Annotated in this window: 16 protein-coding genes; 4 read left to right on the plus strand and 12 right to left on the minus strand. The window is 46.2% G+C overall.

The window, feature by feature from the left end:
• Nucleotides 1-36: 36 nt before the first annotated feature.
• From fdh3B (C9I43_RS17480) to C9I43_RS17530, 11 genes are all read right to left on the minus strand, one after another.
• A complete protein-coding gene (fdh3B, locus tag C9I43_RS17480) occupies nt 37-606 on the minus strand; it encodes a formate dehydrogenase FDH3 subunit beta (protein WP_076497220.1) in 570 nt (189 codons plus the stop codon).
• A 29-nt stretch (nt 607-635) separates the two neighbouring features.
• Entirely contained in the window at nt 636-3,488 is a 2,853-nt protein-coding gene (locus tag C9I43_RS17485; protein ID WP_107884853.1) for a molybdopterin-dependent oxidoreductase, read from the minus strand.
• 17 nt (nt 3,489-3,505) lie between these two features.
• The gene (locus C9I43_RS17490; protein ID WP_076497218.1) at nt 3,506-3,706 is read right to left on the minus strand and encodes a twin-arginine translocation signal domain-containing protein; all 201 of its coding nucleotides are present in this window, start codon (nt 3,704-3,706) and stop codon (nt 3,506-3,508) included.
• A gap of 381 nt (nt 3,707-4,087) precedes the next feature.
• A complete protein-coding gene (locus C9I43_RS17495) occupies nt 4,088-5,116 on the minus strand; it encodes a formate dehydrogenase subunit gamma (protein ID WP_107884855.1) in 1,029 nt (342 codons plus the stop codon).
• A 49-nt stretch (nt 5,117-5,165) separates the two neighbouring features.
• Entirely contained in the window at nt 5,166-5,762 is a 597-nt protein-coding gene (gene fdh3B / locus C9I43_RS17500) for a formate dehydrogenase FDH3 subunit beta (protein ID WP_076497216.1), read from the minus strand.
• 26 nt (nt 5,763-5,788) lie between these two features.
• The gene (locus C9I43_RS17505; protein WP_076497215.1) at nt 5,789-8,641 is read right to left on the minus strand and encodes a molybdopterin-dependent oxidoreductase; all 2,853 of its coding nucleotides are present in this window, start codon (nt 8,639-8,641) and stop codon (nt 5,789-5,791) included.
• A 15-nt stretch (nt 8,642-8,656) separates the two neighbouring features.
• On the minus strand, nt 8,657-8,854 hold the full coding sequence (locus tag C9I43_RS17510; protein ID WP_076497214.1) for a twin-arginine translocation signal domain-containing protein: 198 nt from the start codon (nt 8,852-8,854) through the stop codon (nt 8,657-8,659).
• Nucleotides 8,855-8,994: 140 nt separating this feature from the next.
• The gene (locus C9I43_RS17515; RefSeq protein WP_076497213.1) at nt 8,995-9,672 is read right to left on the minus strand and encodes a TorD/DmsD family molecular chaperone; all 678 of its coding nucleotides are present in this window, start codon (nt 9,670-9,672) and stop codon (nt 8,995-8,997) included.
• Nucleotides 9,673-9,682: 10 nt separating this feature from the next.
• Nucleotides 9,683-11,344, minus strand: coding sequence for a 4Fe-4S binding protein (locus C9I43_RS17520; protein WP_181317936.1), 1,662 nt, complete (start codon nt 11,342-11,344; stop codon nt 9,683-9,685).
• 189 nt (nt 11,345-11,533) lie between these two features.
• Complete coding sequence (locus tag C9I43_RS17525) at nt 11,534-12,205, minus strand: DUF3306 domain-containing protein (RefSeq protein WP_107884859.1); 672 nt, start codon at nt 12,203-12,205, stop codon at nt 11,534-11,536.
• Nucleotides 12,205-12,669 carry a DUF3305 domain-containing protein gene (locus C9I43_RS17530; RefSeq protein WP_076497211.1) on the minus strand — a complete coding sequence of 155 codons (465 nt, stop codon included), beginning with the start codon at nt 12,667-12,669 and terminating at the stop codon, nt 12,205-12,207. The genes C9I43_RS17525 and C9I43_RS17530 overlap by 1 nt, the downstream gene beginning before the upstream one ends.
• Nucleotides 12,670-13,027: 358 nt before the next feature.
• On the opposite strand from C9I43_RS17530, the gene C9I43_RS17535 reads away from it, so the two are divergent.
• The 4 genes from C9I43_RS17535 (at nt 13,028) to C9I43_RS17550 (ending at nt 16,182) form a co-directional block, all read left to right on the plus strand.
• The gene (locus C9I43_RS17535; protein WP_107885211.1) at nt 13,028-13,900 is read left to right on the plus strand and encodes a formate dehydrogenase accessory sulfurtransferase FdhD; all 873 of its coding nucleotides are present in this window, start codon (nt 13,028-13,030) and stop codon (nt 13,898-13,900) included.
• Between the two features lie 70 nt (nt 13,901-13,970).
• A complete protein-coding gene (locus C9I43_RS17540) occupies nt 13,971-14,876 on the plus strand; it encodes a substrate-binding domain-containing protein (protein WP_076497210.1) in 906 nt (301 codons plus the stop codon).
• A 203-nt stretch (nt 14,877-15,079) separates the two neighbouring features.
• Nucleotides 15,080-15,592: a DUF1993 domain-containing protein gene (locus C9I43_RS17545; RefSeq protein ID WP_076497209.1), complete on the plus strand. Its 513-nt coding sequence runs from the start codon at nt 15,080-15,082 to the stop codon at nt 15,590-15,592.
• Nucleotides 15,593-15,972: 380 nt separating this feature from the next.
• A complete protein-coding gene (locus C9I43_RS17550) occupies nt 15,973-16,182 on the plus strand; it encodes a hypothetical protein (RefSeq protein WP_076497208.1) in 210 nt (69 codons plus the stop codon).
• 66 nt (nt 16,183-16,248) lie between these two features.
• Here C9I43_RS17550 and C9I43_RS17555 read toward each other — a convergent pair whose 3' ends face one another.
• Entirely contained in the window at nt 16,249-16,716 is a 468-nt protein-coding gene (locus C9I43_RS17555) for a GNAT family N-acetyltransferase (protein WP_076497207.1), read from the minus strand.
• Between the last annotated feature and the right edge of the window lie 37 nt (nt 16,717-16,753).

A 16,753-nucleotide genomic window follows, 5' to 3' on the forward strand; every position in this document is an offset into this window, starting at 1 on the left:
CGTAGCCAAGTTGTGGACAGATCCTGTTGACCTGAATTAATTCCAAGCCGCGTCTTTAGCACCACGGTAAGCCACACGTTCACGGAAGATGCTCGAAATAATTTCCGCATCACCTGCTAGCAGGGCTTTAGTGGCGCACAGTTCTGCACACATGGGCAGTTTGCCTTCAGCAATACGGTTTGAGCCGTATTTTTGGCGTTCTGCGTCTGAGTGATTTTCTTCTGGGCCGCCGGCACAGAAAGTACATTTATCCATTTTACCGCGGCTACCAAAGGCACCTTTTTTCGGGAACTGTGGTGCGCCAAACGGACAGGCGTACAAGCAGTAACCGCAACCAATACAGGTATCTTTGTTATGTAGCACTATGCCGTCGTCGGTTCTGTAGAAGCAATTTGCTGGACAAACTGCCATGCAAGGTGCATCACTGCAATGCATACAGGCGACAGAGATTGAGGCTTCTCCACGTTGGCCATCGTTAATCGTTACTACGCGGCGGCGTTGAATTCCCCACTCAAGAGCGGAGTCGTTTTCGTTTTTACAGGCAGTGACACAACCGTTACATTCGATGCAGCGCTTGGTATCACACAAAAATTTCATTGTAGCCATAATGGCAATTCTCCTAGCTTAAGCTGCACTTACGCTTTAACGATCTGACAGAGTGACGCCTTGGTTTCCTGCATTTGGGTCACAGGATCATAGCCATAGGTCATCGCAGTGTTACAGGATTCACCTATAACATAAGGCACTGTGCCCTCTGGATAGTTAGGCGCTAAACTTTCTCCGTGCATCACACCGGCAAAGTGGTATGGCATAAAGGTTACGCCGGGTTTAACCCTTGGGGTCACCAGTGCTTGTACCTTAATACGGCCACCTTCGGCGCCTTCTAACCATACGTCTTCACCGTTGCGTATACCGCGATCGGCAGCATCGGCAGGGTTCATTTCAACAAACATTTCCTGTTGAAGTTCAGCTAGCCATGGGTTAGAACGAGATTCTTCACCACCCCCTTCATATTCCACTAAACGACCAGAGGTTAGCGCTAATGGGTATTTACCGCTGAAATCTTGGTCTTGAATTGACTTATAAAGTGTTGGTAGACGGTGCACTTGCATGTCGGCATAGGTTGGATATTTGCTTACCAAGTCACGACGCGGCGTGTATAACGGTTCACGGTGAATTGGCACTTGGTCTGGGAAAGTCCAAACAATACAACGAGCTTTAGCGTTACCAAAAGGAATACAACCATGCTTAATCGCCACGCGAACGATGCCGCCTGACAAGTCGGTCTTCCAGTTTTTGCCTTCAGCTTCTGCTTTTTCTTCGGCGGTTAGATCGTTCCACCACCCCAGCTGCTTAAGCATATCGGCGGTAAACTCTGGATAACCGTCTTGAATTTCAGCACCTTTTGAGTAGGACCCGTCTGCTAGAATGTTTTGACCGTTATATTCAACACCATAACGGGCGCGGAAGTTACCACCACCGTCTTTTACGTGTTTTGATTGGTTATACAGAATTTGGGTACCAGGGTGTTTCGCTTCTGGCGTGCCCCAACATGGCCAAGGTAAACCATAGGTTTCGCCCTTCGCTGGGCCGCCGGCCGCTTCGAGTGTTTTATTACTAAAAGTGCCCCAGTTTTGGGTATGCAATTTGATGCGCTCAGGGCTTTGCCCCGTCATTCCGATAGTCCACATACCGCGGTTAATTTCGCGGGTGATATCTTCAATCACAGGTAAGCCGTTTTCTTTAGCGATACGTTTAGTGTATTGCTCATCAATACCGAGCTTTTGCGCTAAACGGTACATGATTTCGATGTCAGTTTTAGACTCGAACAGTGGCTCTATGACTTTTTCACGCCATTGAATCGAGCGGCCAGAGTTTGATACTGAGCCTTCGGTTTCAAATTGCGTTGCAGCGGGTAATAGATACACACCATTCTTACGACGGTGCATTACGCCTGCCATAGTAGGGAATGGGTCGACAACAACGACGGTGTCCATCTTATCTAAGGCATCGCGCACGTCACGCTGGCGGGTTTCAGTGTTAACCGATTGTCCCCAGAAAAACGCCATACGGATATTGTCTTTCTGCGCTAATTTACTCTTTTCTTCTAACACACCATCGTGCCAGCGAGAACAAGGAATGCCCGGCGTGGTCATTGGGTCTTTGCCCAAATAAGGCGTTTGGTCGAAACGGTTTTTAACCCATTCCATATCCAAGTCCCACACGTGGGTCCAGTGAGTCCAAGCACCTGTTGTTAAGCCGTAGTAACCGGGTAAGTTATCAAATAACAAGCCTAAGTCTGTTGCGCCTTGGACGTTATCGTGACCACGGAAAATGTTAGTGCCGCCGCCAGAAACGCCCATATTGCCTAGCGCTAATTGCAGAATACAGTAAGCGCGGGTGTTGGCATTACCGACGTGATGTTGAGTACCACCCATGCACCAAATCACTGTGCCAGGACGGTTGTCGGCCATCAATTTGGCTGCTTGGTACACATCTGCTTCGCTTACGCCGGTGATGTTTTCCACTTCTTTAGGTGGGAACTTTTTCACTTCGGCGCGGATGCTTTCCATCTCGAAAACGCGTTGTTTGATAAAGGTCTTATCTTCCCAACCATTTTCAAAAATATGCCATAACATGCCGTAAATAAAAGGAATGTCAGTACCTGGACGGATAGCGCAATGTAAGTCTGAGTGCGCTGCAGTGCGGGAGAAACGTGGGTCAACCACAATAATCTTGGCGTGTTTTCTTTCTTTTGCGATCAGAATATGTTGCATTGCCACTGGGTGAGCTTCTGCTGGGTTTGCCCCAATCAGAAAGATAGCATTGGCATTTTGAATATCGTTAAAAGAGTTAGTTTGCGCACCGTAGCCCCAAGTGTTAGCAACACCGGCTACCGTGGTAGAGTGACAAATTCGAGCTGAATGGTCGACGTTGTTTGTGCCCCACATCGCCGCTAATTTGCGGTACATGTAGCAACCTTCGTTAGAAAACTTAGCGCTACCCATGAAGTACACTGAGTCTGGGCCGGATTCTTTACGAATGTTGAGCATTTGATCGCCCACTTCGTTAATCGCATCTTCCCAAGAAAGTTTTTTCCACTTGCCATCAACCAGTTTCATTGGATATTTCAGGCGTTTTTCACCGTGGCCATGTTCGCGCAATGCTGCACCTTTGGCGCAGTGACCACCGGCGTTAAACGGATGATCGAATGCAGGTTCTTGGCCTGTCCAGACGCCATTTTGCACTTCGGCATATAGACCACAACCGACCGCACAGGCACTACAAATAGTACGCTTTACTTCGATGGGGGCATCATGCGGCACTTCTTTGGCTTCGACGCGACGCATCATGCCAGTCCCCATGAGTGATGCTGCTGCAATACCGCCAGTAGCAATACCTGCGTGCTTCATAAATTGACGACGGCTAATGCCTAACGCCGGTTTGTCTGCCACTGGGGCAGTATTGGACTTGCGAGTTAACTTCATCGCTTACTTCTCCTAGATTAGCTGCGCAAGCTATCGTAATAGCTGCTGATATGCGCAGTTTCGTGGTAACCATTTGATTCTTTAGTGGTTACCTTGCTGCTCTCGCTGGCCTTTGCCACGCTTATGCCCGTTGCCGCAATCGTGGCACCTGCTACGCTGCCGACGGTGAGCGCTTTTAGCAAAGTTCGGCGAGATAAATCGCTGGGTTGCTGCTTCATGCTGACTCCTAAAATTAAGGTGTAGTGTTAAGTTCGCACGACTTTATTTTGGGTTATCTTGTTATCAAAAAGTGAAGCTCGATGGTGGGGAAGATAATGGAATCATCTTACTTACCATCAATCATCGCGCGTGGTGGTAATCTAGTCCGAAAGGGGTAGGTGATAGTTGATCTAGAACAGTTTGCGGCCTTGGAATGAAGAGCTGTTTTCTTAAAGCGTTAACTGGCTCATAGTTTGACAGACCCCTTGGGAGTCATGGGATAGCGACTTTTTTTACCTCGGCATTTTAGTTGTTAATTTTTCGTGTTTTTACGGCAATAATGAATAAAAAAACACCTCGCATTGCGAGGTGTTTTAAGGTCATAAAAGCTGCGGTTTAACTTAGTCTTTATAGGTTAAGCTACCGTTGGCTTTGATTTCGTCATACCAGAGATTATGGTGCTGGATGGCCCAGTTTTCATCACAATAACCCGACTTCATACACTCCATACCGCCTTCGCTAAGTACGGTCGCCATCCAAATATGCACTATGGTAAAGGCAATGAGGATAATCGCGCTGATAGAGTGGATCAGCAGTGCGGCCATTGAGGCCGTACGGGGTAGTTCTAAGCCAGGTAAGACCAACATGATGCCAGAAACACTGATGAATAAACCAAACAACATCAGCGTCCAAAACCACATTTTTTCACCAGCGTTGGCAAAACCACTGTCTGGGTGTTTACCTTTGAACGGACCAAAGTTGATATAACCACCCACCACTAAAAACCATTTTAAATCATACATTTTAAAGGTTTGTAGTGGCATCCATTTAACTACGCATACCGCCCAAGCCGCGATAAAGATGGGGCCAGCCCAATCGTGGATTGTTTTGCTACCGTAGATCAATGGCGCCCAAAGATCGGGCCCTAACATTGGCTGCACAACGTGCTTACCTAGCATAATGGTTAGACCGGTAAACATCAGTGCAATACAACTGCTTGCCATGATCCAGTGGATCCACAGATCCGCCTTAGACCAACGTGCGACCAACTTACCTGAAAAGCCTTTGCTCAGTTTTGATGGACCATTCACCAGATAAAATAATAAGAAAGCACCAAAAACACCGACCACGGCTAACGCCATGATTGGGGTCAGGTATTCGTTTCTCAGTTCTTTACCTTGGTTACCGGCAACGTTAATCAACACCCCAGTTTCTATGCCTTTAGCTGTGGTATAGCCGGCATCGCCTGCTTTTACCGCGCGCCAAAGATCGGCCTCACTGGTTTGCGCTGTCGCCTGTTGTTGACTCGATTGCTGATCACTTGCTTGTACTGGGGTTGCGCTCATGACTGAACCTAATCCCAATCCCGTGATGAGTACCAACAGAGCAAACAGACTGCGCAGTGATTTGTTTAACTGTTTGTTTAACATTTTCACTCCTTGCCAGAGGTTAGGGAAAACTCCCTAACCCTCGCTCTGCTTAGATAATCTCACCTGTCTTGGGGTTGTAGCCCCAAATCACGTTAGGATTGCCTCGAGAGGCCATACGTTGACGGTAGATGTTTGATACCACTTCCGCATCACCTGCGAGTAGCGCTTTAGTCGAACAAAGCTCTGCACACATAGGTAACTTGCCCTCAGCAATACGGTTTGCACCGTATTTTTTACGCTCGGCTTCGGAGAATGTTTCTTCTGGACCACCGGCACAGAAAGTACACTTATCCATCTTGCCACGACTACCAAAGGCTGTCTTTTTCGGGAATTGCGGTGCACCAAATGGGCAAGCATAGAAGCAATAACCACAACCGATACAGGTATCTTTGTTGTGTAGCACTATGCCGTCTTCGGTACGGTAGAAACAATCTGCCGGACATACAGCCATACAGGGAGCATCGGTACAGTGCATACATGCCACTGAAATAGATGCTTCGCCAGGTAGACCATCGTTAATCGTCACCACGCGGCGACGCTGAATTCCCCACTCGAGAGCGGAGTCGTTTTCGTTCTTACATGCCGTGACGCAACCGTTACACTCGATGCAGCGTTTGGTGTCACACAGAAATTTCATGACTGCCATAATGGCTTATCTCCTCATCAAGTAGGTTAGGCTTTGCTGATTTGGCACAAGCTGGACTTAGTTTCTTGCATCTGAGTCACAACGTCGTAGCCATAAGTTAAAATAGTGTTTGCGGATTCACCGATCACGTAAGGCACTGTGCCTTCGGGATAGTTTTTCGCGAGGCTTTCGCCTTCAAACACACCTGCAAAGTGGTATGGCATAAAACATTCACCGGCGATTACACGCGGTGTCACCATAGCCTTAACCGTAATCTTGGCGCCTTCTGGGCCATGTACAAAAACGTCATCGCCATCACGGATACCGCGATCTGCCGCATCGGCTGGGCTGATTTCAATGAACATTTCTTGTTGCAGTTCAGCAAGCCAAGGGTTAGAACGAGATTCTTCACCACCGCCTTCATATTCCACTAAGCGACCAGATGTCAGTGCCAGTGGGAAGTCTTTAGCAAAGTCTTTGTCCTGAATTGACTTATACAGGGTCGGCAGACGTGCAACCATACGGTCTTCGTAGGTTGGGTACTTGGCGACTAAGTCACGACGAGGAGTGTAAAGTGGCTCACGATGTTTCGGGATATCGTCTGGGAAGGTCCAAACAATACAACGCGCCTTAGCGTTGCCGTAAGGGATACAACCGTGTTTGATTGCCACACGTTGAATACCACCAGAAATATCGGTCTTCCAGTTTTTGCCTTCAGCGTGTTTTTTCTCGTTTTCGGTTAAGTCATCCCACCAACCCAATTGCTTGAGCATATCGGCGGTAAACTCAGGGAAACCATCTTGAATTTCACTGCCTTTAGAGAAAGAACCATCAGCAAGAATGTTGACGCCATCGTGTTCAACACCATAACGGGCACGGAAGTTACCGCCACCATCTTTAACGTGTTTTGATTGGTCGTAGAGGATTTGGGTACCAGGATGTTTCATCTCTGGCGTACCCCAACAAGGCCAAGGTAAACCATAAATTTCACCTTTGGCTGGGCCACCCGGTGCTTGTAAGCTGTTGACGTCAAAAGTGCCCCAGTTTTCTTGGTGCATTTTCAAACGTTCAGGGCTTTGACCTGTGTAACCCACTGTCCACATACCCGTGTTGAACTCGCGGGTAATGTCTTCAATTAAAGGTTCTTCGCCATTGACTTTGATGTGCTTAAACAGCTCTTGGTCAATACCGACTTTTTTAGCGAGTTTGTACATGATCACGTGATCAGGTAGCGACTCAAACAAAGGTTCGATAACCTTTGAACGCCATTGTAACGAGCGGTTAGTGGCAGAGACAGAACCGTAGGTTTCAAACTGCGTGGCCGCAGGCAGTAGGTATACACCGTCCTGACGCTGGTGCATAACGCCTGCCATCGTTGGGAATGGGTCGACGACCACAACTGTGTCCATCTTGTTCAGTGCTTCGCGCACTTCACGACCACGGGTTTCAGTGTTAACTGATTGCCCCCAAAAGAACGCTAGACGAATATTGTCTTTCTGCGCGATTTTAGCTTTATCTTCTAACACACCATCGTGCCAGCGAGAACAAGGGATACCTGCAGAGGTTTGTGGGCTTTGACCTAAGTATTCACCTTGGTCAAAACGGGCAGCAATCCATTTAGGATCCAGATCCCATACATTTGACCAGTGAGCCCAAGCGCCAGTGGTTAAACCGTAATAACCAGGTAAGTTATCGAATAACAAACCAAAGTCAGTTGCGCCTTGGACGTTATCGTGACCACGCAGAATGTTAGTACCGCCACCAGAAACGCCCATGTTGCCTAGGGCTAACTGTAAAATACAGTATGAACGAGTGTTGGCATTACCAACGTGGTGCTGGGTGCCACCCATACACCAAACGATAGTGCCAGGTTTGGTTTCGGCCAGCATTTTAGCGACACGGTACATTTGTGCCTTAGGTACGCCGACAACTAGCTCAACTTCTTCTGGGGTGTATTTTTTCACTTCTTCGCGGATACGTTCCATACCGTATACACGTTGTTTTAGGAACTCGGTGTCTTCCCAGCCATTTTCAAATATGTGCCATAACAGGCCATAAATGAATGGGATATCGGTACCTGGGCGGATATGCACGTACTCGTCAGATTTAGCTGCAGTACGGGTGAAACGTGGATCAACAACAATAATTTTTGCGCCGCGTTCTTTGGCGGTCAAAAAGTGCTGCATCGCTACTGGATGTGCTTCACTAGGGTTTGAACCTATAAACATGATGCATTTAGAGTTGCGAACATCATTTAAAGAGTTAGTTTGCGCACCATAGCCCCAAGTGTTAGCAACACCGGCTACCGTGGTAGAGTGACAGATACGAGCAGAATGGTCGACGTTGTTAGTGCCCCATAGTGCCGCTAATTTGCGATACAAATAAGCTTGTTCGTTAGAGAACTTGGCGCTACCCATAAAGTAAACGGAATCTGGTCCTGATTCTTGACGGATCGTGGCCATCTTGTCGCCGACTTCATTAATCGCTTGTTCCCAAGAGAGTCTTTTCCACTTACCGCCTTCTAACTTCATTGGATATTTTAGGCGTTTTTCGCCATGGCCATGCTCACGCAGTGCCGCACCTTTCGCGCAGTGTCCACCTTGGTTAAAGGGATGGTCAAATGCCGGTTCTTGGCCTGTCCACACGCCGTTTTGTACTTCTGCATAAACACCACAGCCAACGGCGCAGTGAGAACAGATAGTACGTTTAACTTCGGTGGGAACATTATGGTCTATGTCTTCTTGGGCCTGAGCTTTACGCATCATGCCTGTGCCTAGCATGGACGCCGCAGCGATTCCACCAGTGGCAAGACCTGCTGATTTCAAGAACTGACGACGGTTGAGACCCAGTGCTGACGCTGTAGAGCCGACAACCTGGTCTGTTTTGCGGGTTAATCGCATCACATTCTCCTTTGGTTAGTTGTTTAGCGAGGCATAATAATGACGAATATGCTCGGTTTCGCGGTAGTTCTCACTCTTTGGCTCTACGGTTTCAGCCGTTTTTGTCGAGGCGAGTGCCTGACTACTCACGGTAACCACAGCGCCTGCCGCACTGCCTAACGCTAATGCTTTAAGCAATTGACGACGACCGATATCGGAAGCTGGCTTCTTCATAGTGTCTCCTTGTTATTGAATTAAAATGGTACAAACATCGACCATTTCGGTATTGTGAAAGCCTAAGCTCTCGGTATTGCGATGAAAGTAAACATGGGCTTACCCTCATCGTTTGAACTTATGCAGCTCTTAGCTGAGTGCTAATTCACTAGATCTACTTTTTTCGCTAAATCGCTGGTGGCGGGTTGTAAGTCAGCACTGCCTGGGCAATTAACGGGAATATCTAAGCTCAATTGCTCAAAGGCATTGGCTTCCATCTCAAAAAAGGCCTTGGCTAGTTGTGCGACGGTTGCGTAAAAAGCCGCGCTTGGCGCTTTGGCTAAACTATCGCAGAAACGGCCAATCCAGCTACCCATATGGCGTTGGTAGAAGGCAAGTTGGCGATAACTGGGTGCTTCTAATAGCAGAACACCCATGACTTCACACAGGGCGGCAACGTGATCTTCGGGCTCTTTCACGTTATCTTCGCGTTCAAAACCCAGCTGCATAAGGTCTTGGCGCAGCAATGCCAGTGGTTTATCCATTAATGAGCCAGTCATAAACCAGCTACCGTAGGGCAGGATTTCACCGCAGCCTACGCCGAGAAATAGGTTAAAATACTCGTCTTCTAGCTGGTCACTACTGAACTGCTGGGCGGCGAGTTGGAGTGATAACCAAGCTTTGGTCATCTCGTTATCTTCGTTGTCATCGATTTCAAGTGTGATCAAAAACTGCAGCAGTTCAGGACTCGGCTGACGGCGCAACAGGGCGGCAAACAGTTGATAGATATCGGCTCTCAACTGATCGTTTTCTGAAACTTGTCTTACTGATTCGGTCATTGCGGATCTCTTATCGAAGTTGCTTTTCAGGATCTTGAAGAATGTCTTCAAACATGTCTTTTACCCGGCAGTCACCGCACATTTTCAAGCGTTCAATATTGGCAGAAAATGCACTGTGCGCGCCGACCATATCCAGCATCCGATGCACCATAGATTGGGTCGCAAAAGCAGAGCCGCAGCGAATACATTCGAAAGGGGCTTCTTCTTTTAGGGTGTGTTGTTGCTGACGAACGGTTTTATCAAAATTAATTTGTGGGGTTAGGCTAATCACTTTTTCAGGACAGGCCGCCTCACATAAACCGCATTGCACGCAGTTTTGTTCAATAAAATAGAGCGCAGGTTTGTCACCACCATCTTGTAATGCCACCGTGGGGCAAATTGCCACGCAGGACATACACAAGGTGCATTTTTCGACATTTACACTGACTTTGCCAAAGGGAATATTATTGAGGCTTAGGCAAGTATCGATTTCGCCCGCTTGGCTATTGAGGTGATCTATCGCTTCAAATAGCGTGTTGCGCTTAGTGGTCGATGCAAACGCTGCGGGCACAATTACTGGCCAATCTAAGCTGATATCGAGCATCGATGACAAGTCGTTAAGCATGCTTGGGTCGATAAGGCTGATGCGTTGTGGCTGGCCCATTTCATCTAAAATACTATTGGCTAATGAAAGCTCACCTTTAAGCATTTGAGTGAGTGTGGGGGCGGTGGCATCCGTATTAAGGATAAGCACTTGGCGCGCACCCCAAGCGAGTACCGACATCCAGTGATCTATGCTGGCAACGGTAATTTCTTCAAGGGCGACGGGGATAATATCTCCCGCTAAATTTTCAGTAATAAAATCAGCGCCGATAGCATTGTCGTGGAATAAAATCACGGGTGCTGTTTGAGCCTGTTCGCGAAAGCGGCTGACCACTTTGTTGAGGTATGAATACAGGGCTTGTGGCGTTGGTAAATCGTAACTAATGGCACCCGTTGGGCACGCACTGCTACAGCTGCCTGCACCGTGGCAAAGATACGGGTCTATTTCAATTTTTTTAGCAACGCTGCTGATAGCATCCGCTGGGCAAAAATTAAGGCAGCGATTACAACCATTGATACCGTTACGGTCATGGGCGCATAAATCTGCGTTGATTTTTACGTAACGGGGTTTATCAAATTGGCCGATAAAGTCTGGGATTTGTGCCAGTGCATCGTCGAGTTTTGCCGCATCTTGGCCGACATAGAAATACCCTGGTGGCAGCATTTCTAAATTCAAACAGGCGGTGCTACTTAAATCGAGCACGATATCAAAGTGGGGTTTACGAATCGACACCACGCTGAGTTCAGCTGCACCATCTTCATGTTCCACACTGACTTGAAATTGGCCTAAAAAGCCTTTTACGCCAATGAGTTTGTTGTAGTAACTTTCGACTTCAGTGGCTGCGGCCATCACGCGCTCAAGGTGGTCTTCATCTTGGCTAGTAATGGCTTCATTGGCCAAAATAACGCGCTGCGTCATCGTGGACAATTTGTCCGCCGCGAGGCGGGCTAAGTCTTCTGGGCCGATAACGAGGACATTGCCTTCGGTGGTGTAGCTGACGGTTGGCGGGATCAGATTCTGTAACATCTGAGTTTGCGCTAACACCTGTTGTCGCGTTTGTTTTAACGCTTCTTGGTTTTGATTGGTCATCAAATGGGTGCTCACATTGCGTTCCTGAACAGTACGTTGGCTGTTTCTTGTTTTACTGTATCTAGGCAGATTTAGGCGGTTGGTAATAACTAAGTCATTGCCTTTTCTGCTTTTATCTAAGCTTATCTAGTACTTAGTACAGCAATTCACATACCAAGGTTACGGACATTAAAATTAGCTAAACTGACGTTAAACAACTCTGTTATGAGCCTGAGCTTGCGGCTCTGGTTCATTTTGGGATAGGTCATCAGCCTTTCCATCCAAATTGTCCGTTATTGGCTCTGCAGCCAATTCAGTTTTGATTTCATTTGTTTTTACTTCGCTGACATCAAGATTAGCCGATTGTTCAGCGTCTGTAGCATGTTTTACTAAGGCGGATTCTTCATCCGCAGTTTCACTTTCTTGAGTGATATAGCGGAAAACTTTTTTCGCTAATTCGGCCGAGACTTCTGGGCTGAGTTTAGGTTGATTACTATAATCGAGCGCATATTCTAAAAGCCCATCTATCTCATTGAAATGCGGTTGTTTCCACAGTGCACGTAACGCTGCAGATTTAGCCGCAGGATCGACATTCTCCCCCATAAAACTGGCAAAGCTACCGCCAATTTCAATATCATCAGGATTAGGTAAATCCGCAGCGGTGAGCATACGATTAGGGTCGTCATTTTCTGCCGGATTAACATCTTCTGTTACCGCCTCTACAACTTGAGTCGGCTCTGCTGTGACGATCTCATCAACCCCGTTTGCCTGTTGAGGCATGGTTTCATTTTGTGTTGCTAATGCTTCTTCAGCCGCAACTTGTTCACGGCGTTGGTTCCAACGGCTTAATAATCCGCCAGTTTTCACAGTCGGCTCAGACATTAATTCCTCCGAAGTGGATCGCGACTAGGGCCTTGGTTTTTGCGCCCATCAACATGTTTACGGCGATGGGCGGCGATTTCAACTTCGCCGTGTTGAGTGATAAAGGCTTCTATCCAACAGGCGATGGCTCTTGGCATCAATAAGTTGATGACTGGTGTATTGCCTTCAAGGCAACCAGCGGCAACGTTTTGATCTGCAGATAATGCAGCTGGCACCCAAGTATTATCGGGCATTTCATCGCACACCAAGTACAGCATAGGATCATCTAAATCAATATTAAGACGGTAGCTAGCGCGTTCATCTTTATGCAATTCGAGTAACACTAAAGTTGCGCCATCGGGAGCTTGGTGGGTGGCGGGCAATAGATGTTCAATTTCCCATTGTACTGAGGGCCAGCGGCCAACTAATTTCTCTATTTTTCTGAGTGAAACGTACATGGGCCAAACACTTGTTGTATGTTGCATTATCTCTCCGTCTCAGCCGTGTTGATGGCGAACCGTTGCTTTTACGGATCCGCTGTAACCAACAAATTGCGATAAATAGTCACTGCAATATCGATGCCAGTAAATGAGGGGTATTAGTTTGAACTGGATCATCAAAAACCGACCTAAAACGGGACATATTGTCCAGACTTTGGTTTTGTTTGGGACATAAAGGTGCTAATCAAAAGTCAGTATTGCGGCAGATCACGCATTTAAAGCTGAGTTTTATACCTAGGTATAAATATTGCTATGCTCAGACCATCACTCGCTAAGCGATAACGCTATGATGTTGGAAAACAGCACTATGATCTCTGAAAACAGCTCTATTTCTGATAACAGTATGACCATCGATAACAAAATGGTGACAGATAATCCTATTCAGAAGCCTCAACATCACTGTTCTTTTGTGAGAACTCAAGCCGAAGTGCCGTTAACCATTGCCGTAAAAGCGATGAATGAAGCCGGTGAAGTATTGGATAAATTCGTTGCTTGTGAACGCCCGCTTACGGTGTACCTAAACTGGCGACCAATAGTGACACTGATGACACTCGGTGCTAAACCAGAATCGCTAGCGTTAGGGTATCTTAAAAATCAGGGGTTTATTTCGGATGTTAGTCTGCTTGATTCTGTGATTGTTGATTGGGATGTAAATTCTGCCGCAGTGGTCACCTGCGAGCAAACGGCTGATTTAGATGAAAAGTTATCTGAAAAAACAGTGACGTCAGGCTGTGGTCAGGGCACTGTATATGGCAGTTTTATGCAGGGTTTAGAGGATATCAAATTACCCACACCTAGCCTGAAACAAAGTACGCTTTACAGCTTATTAAAAAATATTAACGACTATAACGAAACCTATAAAAATGCTGGTGCGGTACATGGTTGTGGCTTATGTGAAGCTGATAAAATCATGGCCTTCGTCGAAGATGTGGGTCGACATAATGCAGTTGATACCTTGGCTGGGGATATGTGGTTAACACAGGATCGTGGTGATAATAAGATTTTTTATACTACGGGCCGTTTAACCTCGGAAATGGTGATAAAAGTCGCCAAGATGGGTATCCCACTCTTATTATCGCGAAGCGGTGTGACTCAGATGGGGTTAGCGTTGGCGCAGCAATTAGGGATTACCATTATTGCCCGTGCTAAAGGTCGACACTTTTTAGTGTATCACGGTAGTGAAAATCTTGAGTTTGACGTAAATACAACCGCTTAGATCTCGAAATTTACGAAAGTACGCGATGATGGTTTACACGCAGTAACGGATAATAAAACAAGGAAAGCAGATGAATTCTGGTGGCGAATTGGTCTACATGAGCGCAAAGCAAGTGGCCGAATATTTAGATCTGAATGAGAAAAAAGTCTACGCCATGGCTAATGACAGAGTGCTTCCGGCTACCAAGATAACTGGTAAATGGTTATTTCCAAAAGTGCTGATTGATCGCTGGGTAATGGACTCGTGCCATAGCGGCATGCTTACCGACCGTTTGTTAATTACCGGTAGTGACGACCCTTTATTATCGATGTTGGTAGCGCGCTTGATGGCGCAAGTGGGTAGCCGAGAATTAATCAGTTACAGTGCCACTGGCTCACGCCTTGGGCTTGAGTTACTTGCAAAAGGTTATGCGGATGTATGTACCTTGCACTGGGGCAGTATGGAAGATAGAAATATTCGTCATCCAGCATTATTGAAAGGTTACAACAATCATCAGCAGTGGATCATGGTGCACGGTTATTCCCGTCAACAGGGGTTAATTATGCGTGCTGATATGCACCACAGATGCCAAGAGGAAGACAAAGTTATTAGTCTACCTTGGCGTTGGGTTAGTCGTCAGGGCGGGGCGGGTAGCCAGCAACATTTAGAGCATTGGTTACTAAAACAAGGTGCTCGATTAGAACAACTTAATGTAGTGCTTACAGCCTATAGCGAGCGCGAGTTAGCGGGTTATATCGCCCGTGGTGATGCAGATATTGGTTTTGGTTGTCAATCGGTTGCGCTCGAAAGTGGTTTACATTTTGTGCCTTTGATCAAAGAGTCTTTTGATTTTGTTATGCCACAGAGCATTTACTTTCGTCGCCAGTTACAGCAGCTATTTACGATGCTCTCGACGGGGAATACGCGCCAAATGGCTGCGTTACTTGGGGGTTATGATTTGACCGATTGCGGCCAATTACTCTGGAGTGCGAGTTAATTATGAGCTATTTCATTATTTGTTAACATTATTGGGTGAGCATTAGCTATAAAATCAAGCCGTTTGATTTTATAGCCTAGCGCTAGCGTATATCAGCTCCATGCAATAAAACATAATTTGCTAAAGTGATTGAATTAGGTTTATTTGCCCCAAGATCGATTAAGTGCTGCAGTCTTGTAGCGTCCATTACTGAGGTCTATGTCATGCTTTATGATTTAACGGTTGTACAATTTAGCAAAATGCTGAAAAATTTAAGCGTTATTCTTGAAAAAGGCGAGTGTTTCGCAAACCTTAAGAAAGTGGATATGGCTGTTTTACTTAATTCACGTTTAGCGCCAGATCAGTTTAATCTTGCTCGCCAAGTACAGATTGCCTGCGATACCGCCAAAATCGGTGTTGCCCGCTTAACGGATAATTTGGATACAGTGCCTAAGCATGATGATAATGAAACGACATTAGCTGAATTACAGGAACGTATTAGCTCAGTGTTAGCGTATTTAGCCACTTTCAAAGCAGAAGATTTTGCCAATTCTGCCACGATTCATGTGTCACAACCACGCTGGGAGGGGAAATATCTTACCGGTTATGAGTTTGCTGTTGAGCATGCAATTCCAAATATTTACTTTCATATAACAACAGCCTACGCAATTTTACGTCACAATGGTGTCGAGGTTGGCAAGAAAGATTACCTAGGCGCTATGCCATATAAGTCGTAAACCTAGTCCAGATGTAGTACTGTTGCACAGCTTAAAAGTTGTGCAGCAGAGTTTGCCCCGCATATATTCGCTAACCCTTCTGCACAATTTAAGCGTTATTTTTAACAATAATATATCGCTCTGTCGCCAATAAATATTCGCTCGTTAGGTGCGTTGTTTATCGACAATGTTTCATTCTCTAAATATCACCATTTTAACGGATTAGTCGTAATACTTATTTGGTTAAATGGGATGAATGATAAACCGCTAGGTTAATAAATGGTTAATCTTAACGGGTTACTATCTTGTAGCGAATAGATTGATTGAAATAACCTGTGAAGTGTTTAAAACAGGGATTTACTGGAAGAACCGATTAATGGTTCGAATTAAAGGAGTTAGCTATGTCTGTCGAATTTCAAACTGTCGAAAGTCCAACCGATGCAACGACCATTGATTTACCGATTAAGAGTAAAAAAGCCAAAAAAACCGCTGCTGCTAGTGGCTTACGGCTCAAAGACAAGTTGGCTCAAGATACTCGCCGTCGAATTGAAATCTTGCATGAACAACGCCAATTATCCAACCGTTTCGGTATGGAAATAGAAATAGACTAGCGTTAACTGCTACCGTAAAAATAAAGGTAGCTTGCATGTACAGCTTCACGACGCCCGTCGTGGAGCTTATTTCATGAACTCATACTCCATTATCGTCACCATCCCGCCCTTATAATTTTCCCGCGAAATAATTGACCAGCCCAATGCTTGATAAAAATCGGCTTTGTCAGCGGTAAATAAATAGATTTTCTGTAAGCCAAGCGTCTTGGCATAATCAACGACAGCATTGACTAACAATTTTCCCAGCCCTTTATTGCGATGGCTTGCATTAACATACACATTGGCGAGCCAAGGGCTTAAATCAGTTCGGCTATCCATATCCTCAGCAATCAATGACGATGAGCCCGTTACTTGGTTTGCTTCTTCACCAATAAACATCTTCGGGATGACGGCATCAGTTAAATACTCACTCATTTGCGCTATCAATGTGCTGGCAGAGCTTTCTGGCGGACTCCAATGTGCCCATTCCTTATGATGCCATTGCGCTAATTGTGGGATATGTTGTGGCGCTAATTTTAGGTCAATAATTTGCATAGTCATCCCATGGCATTAACTTGCTGTATTTAATATT

The sequence above is a fragment of the Shewanella morhuae genome (assembly GCF_003028295.1).
GTDB classification, from domain to species: Bacteria; Pseudomonadota; Gammaproteobacteria; order Enterobacterales; family Shewanellaceae; genus Shewanella; species Shewanella morhuae.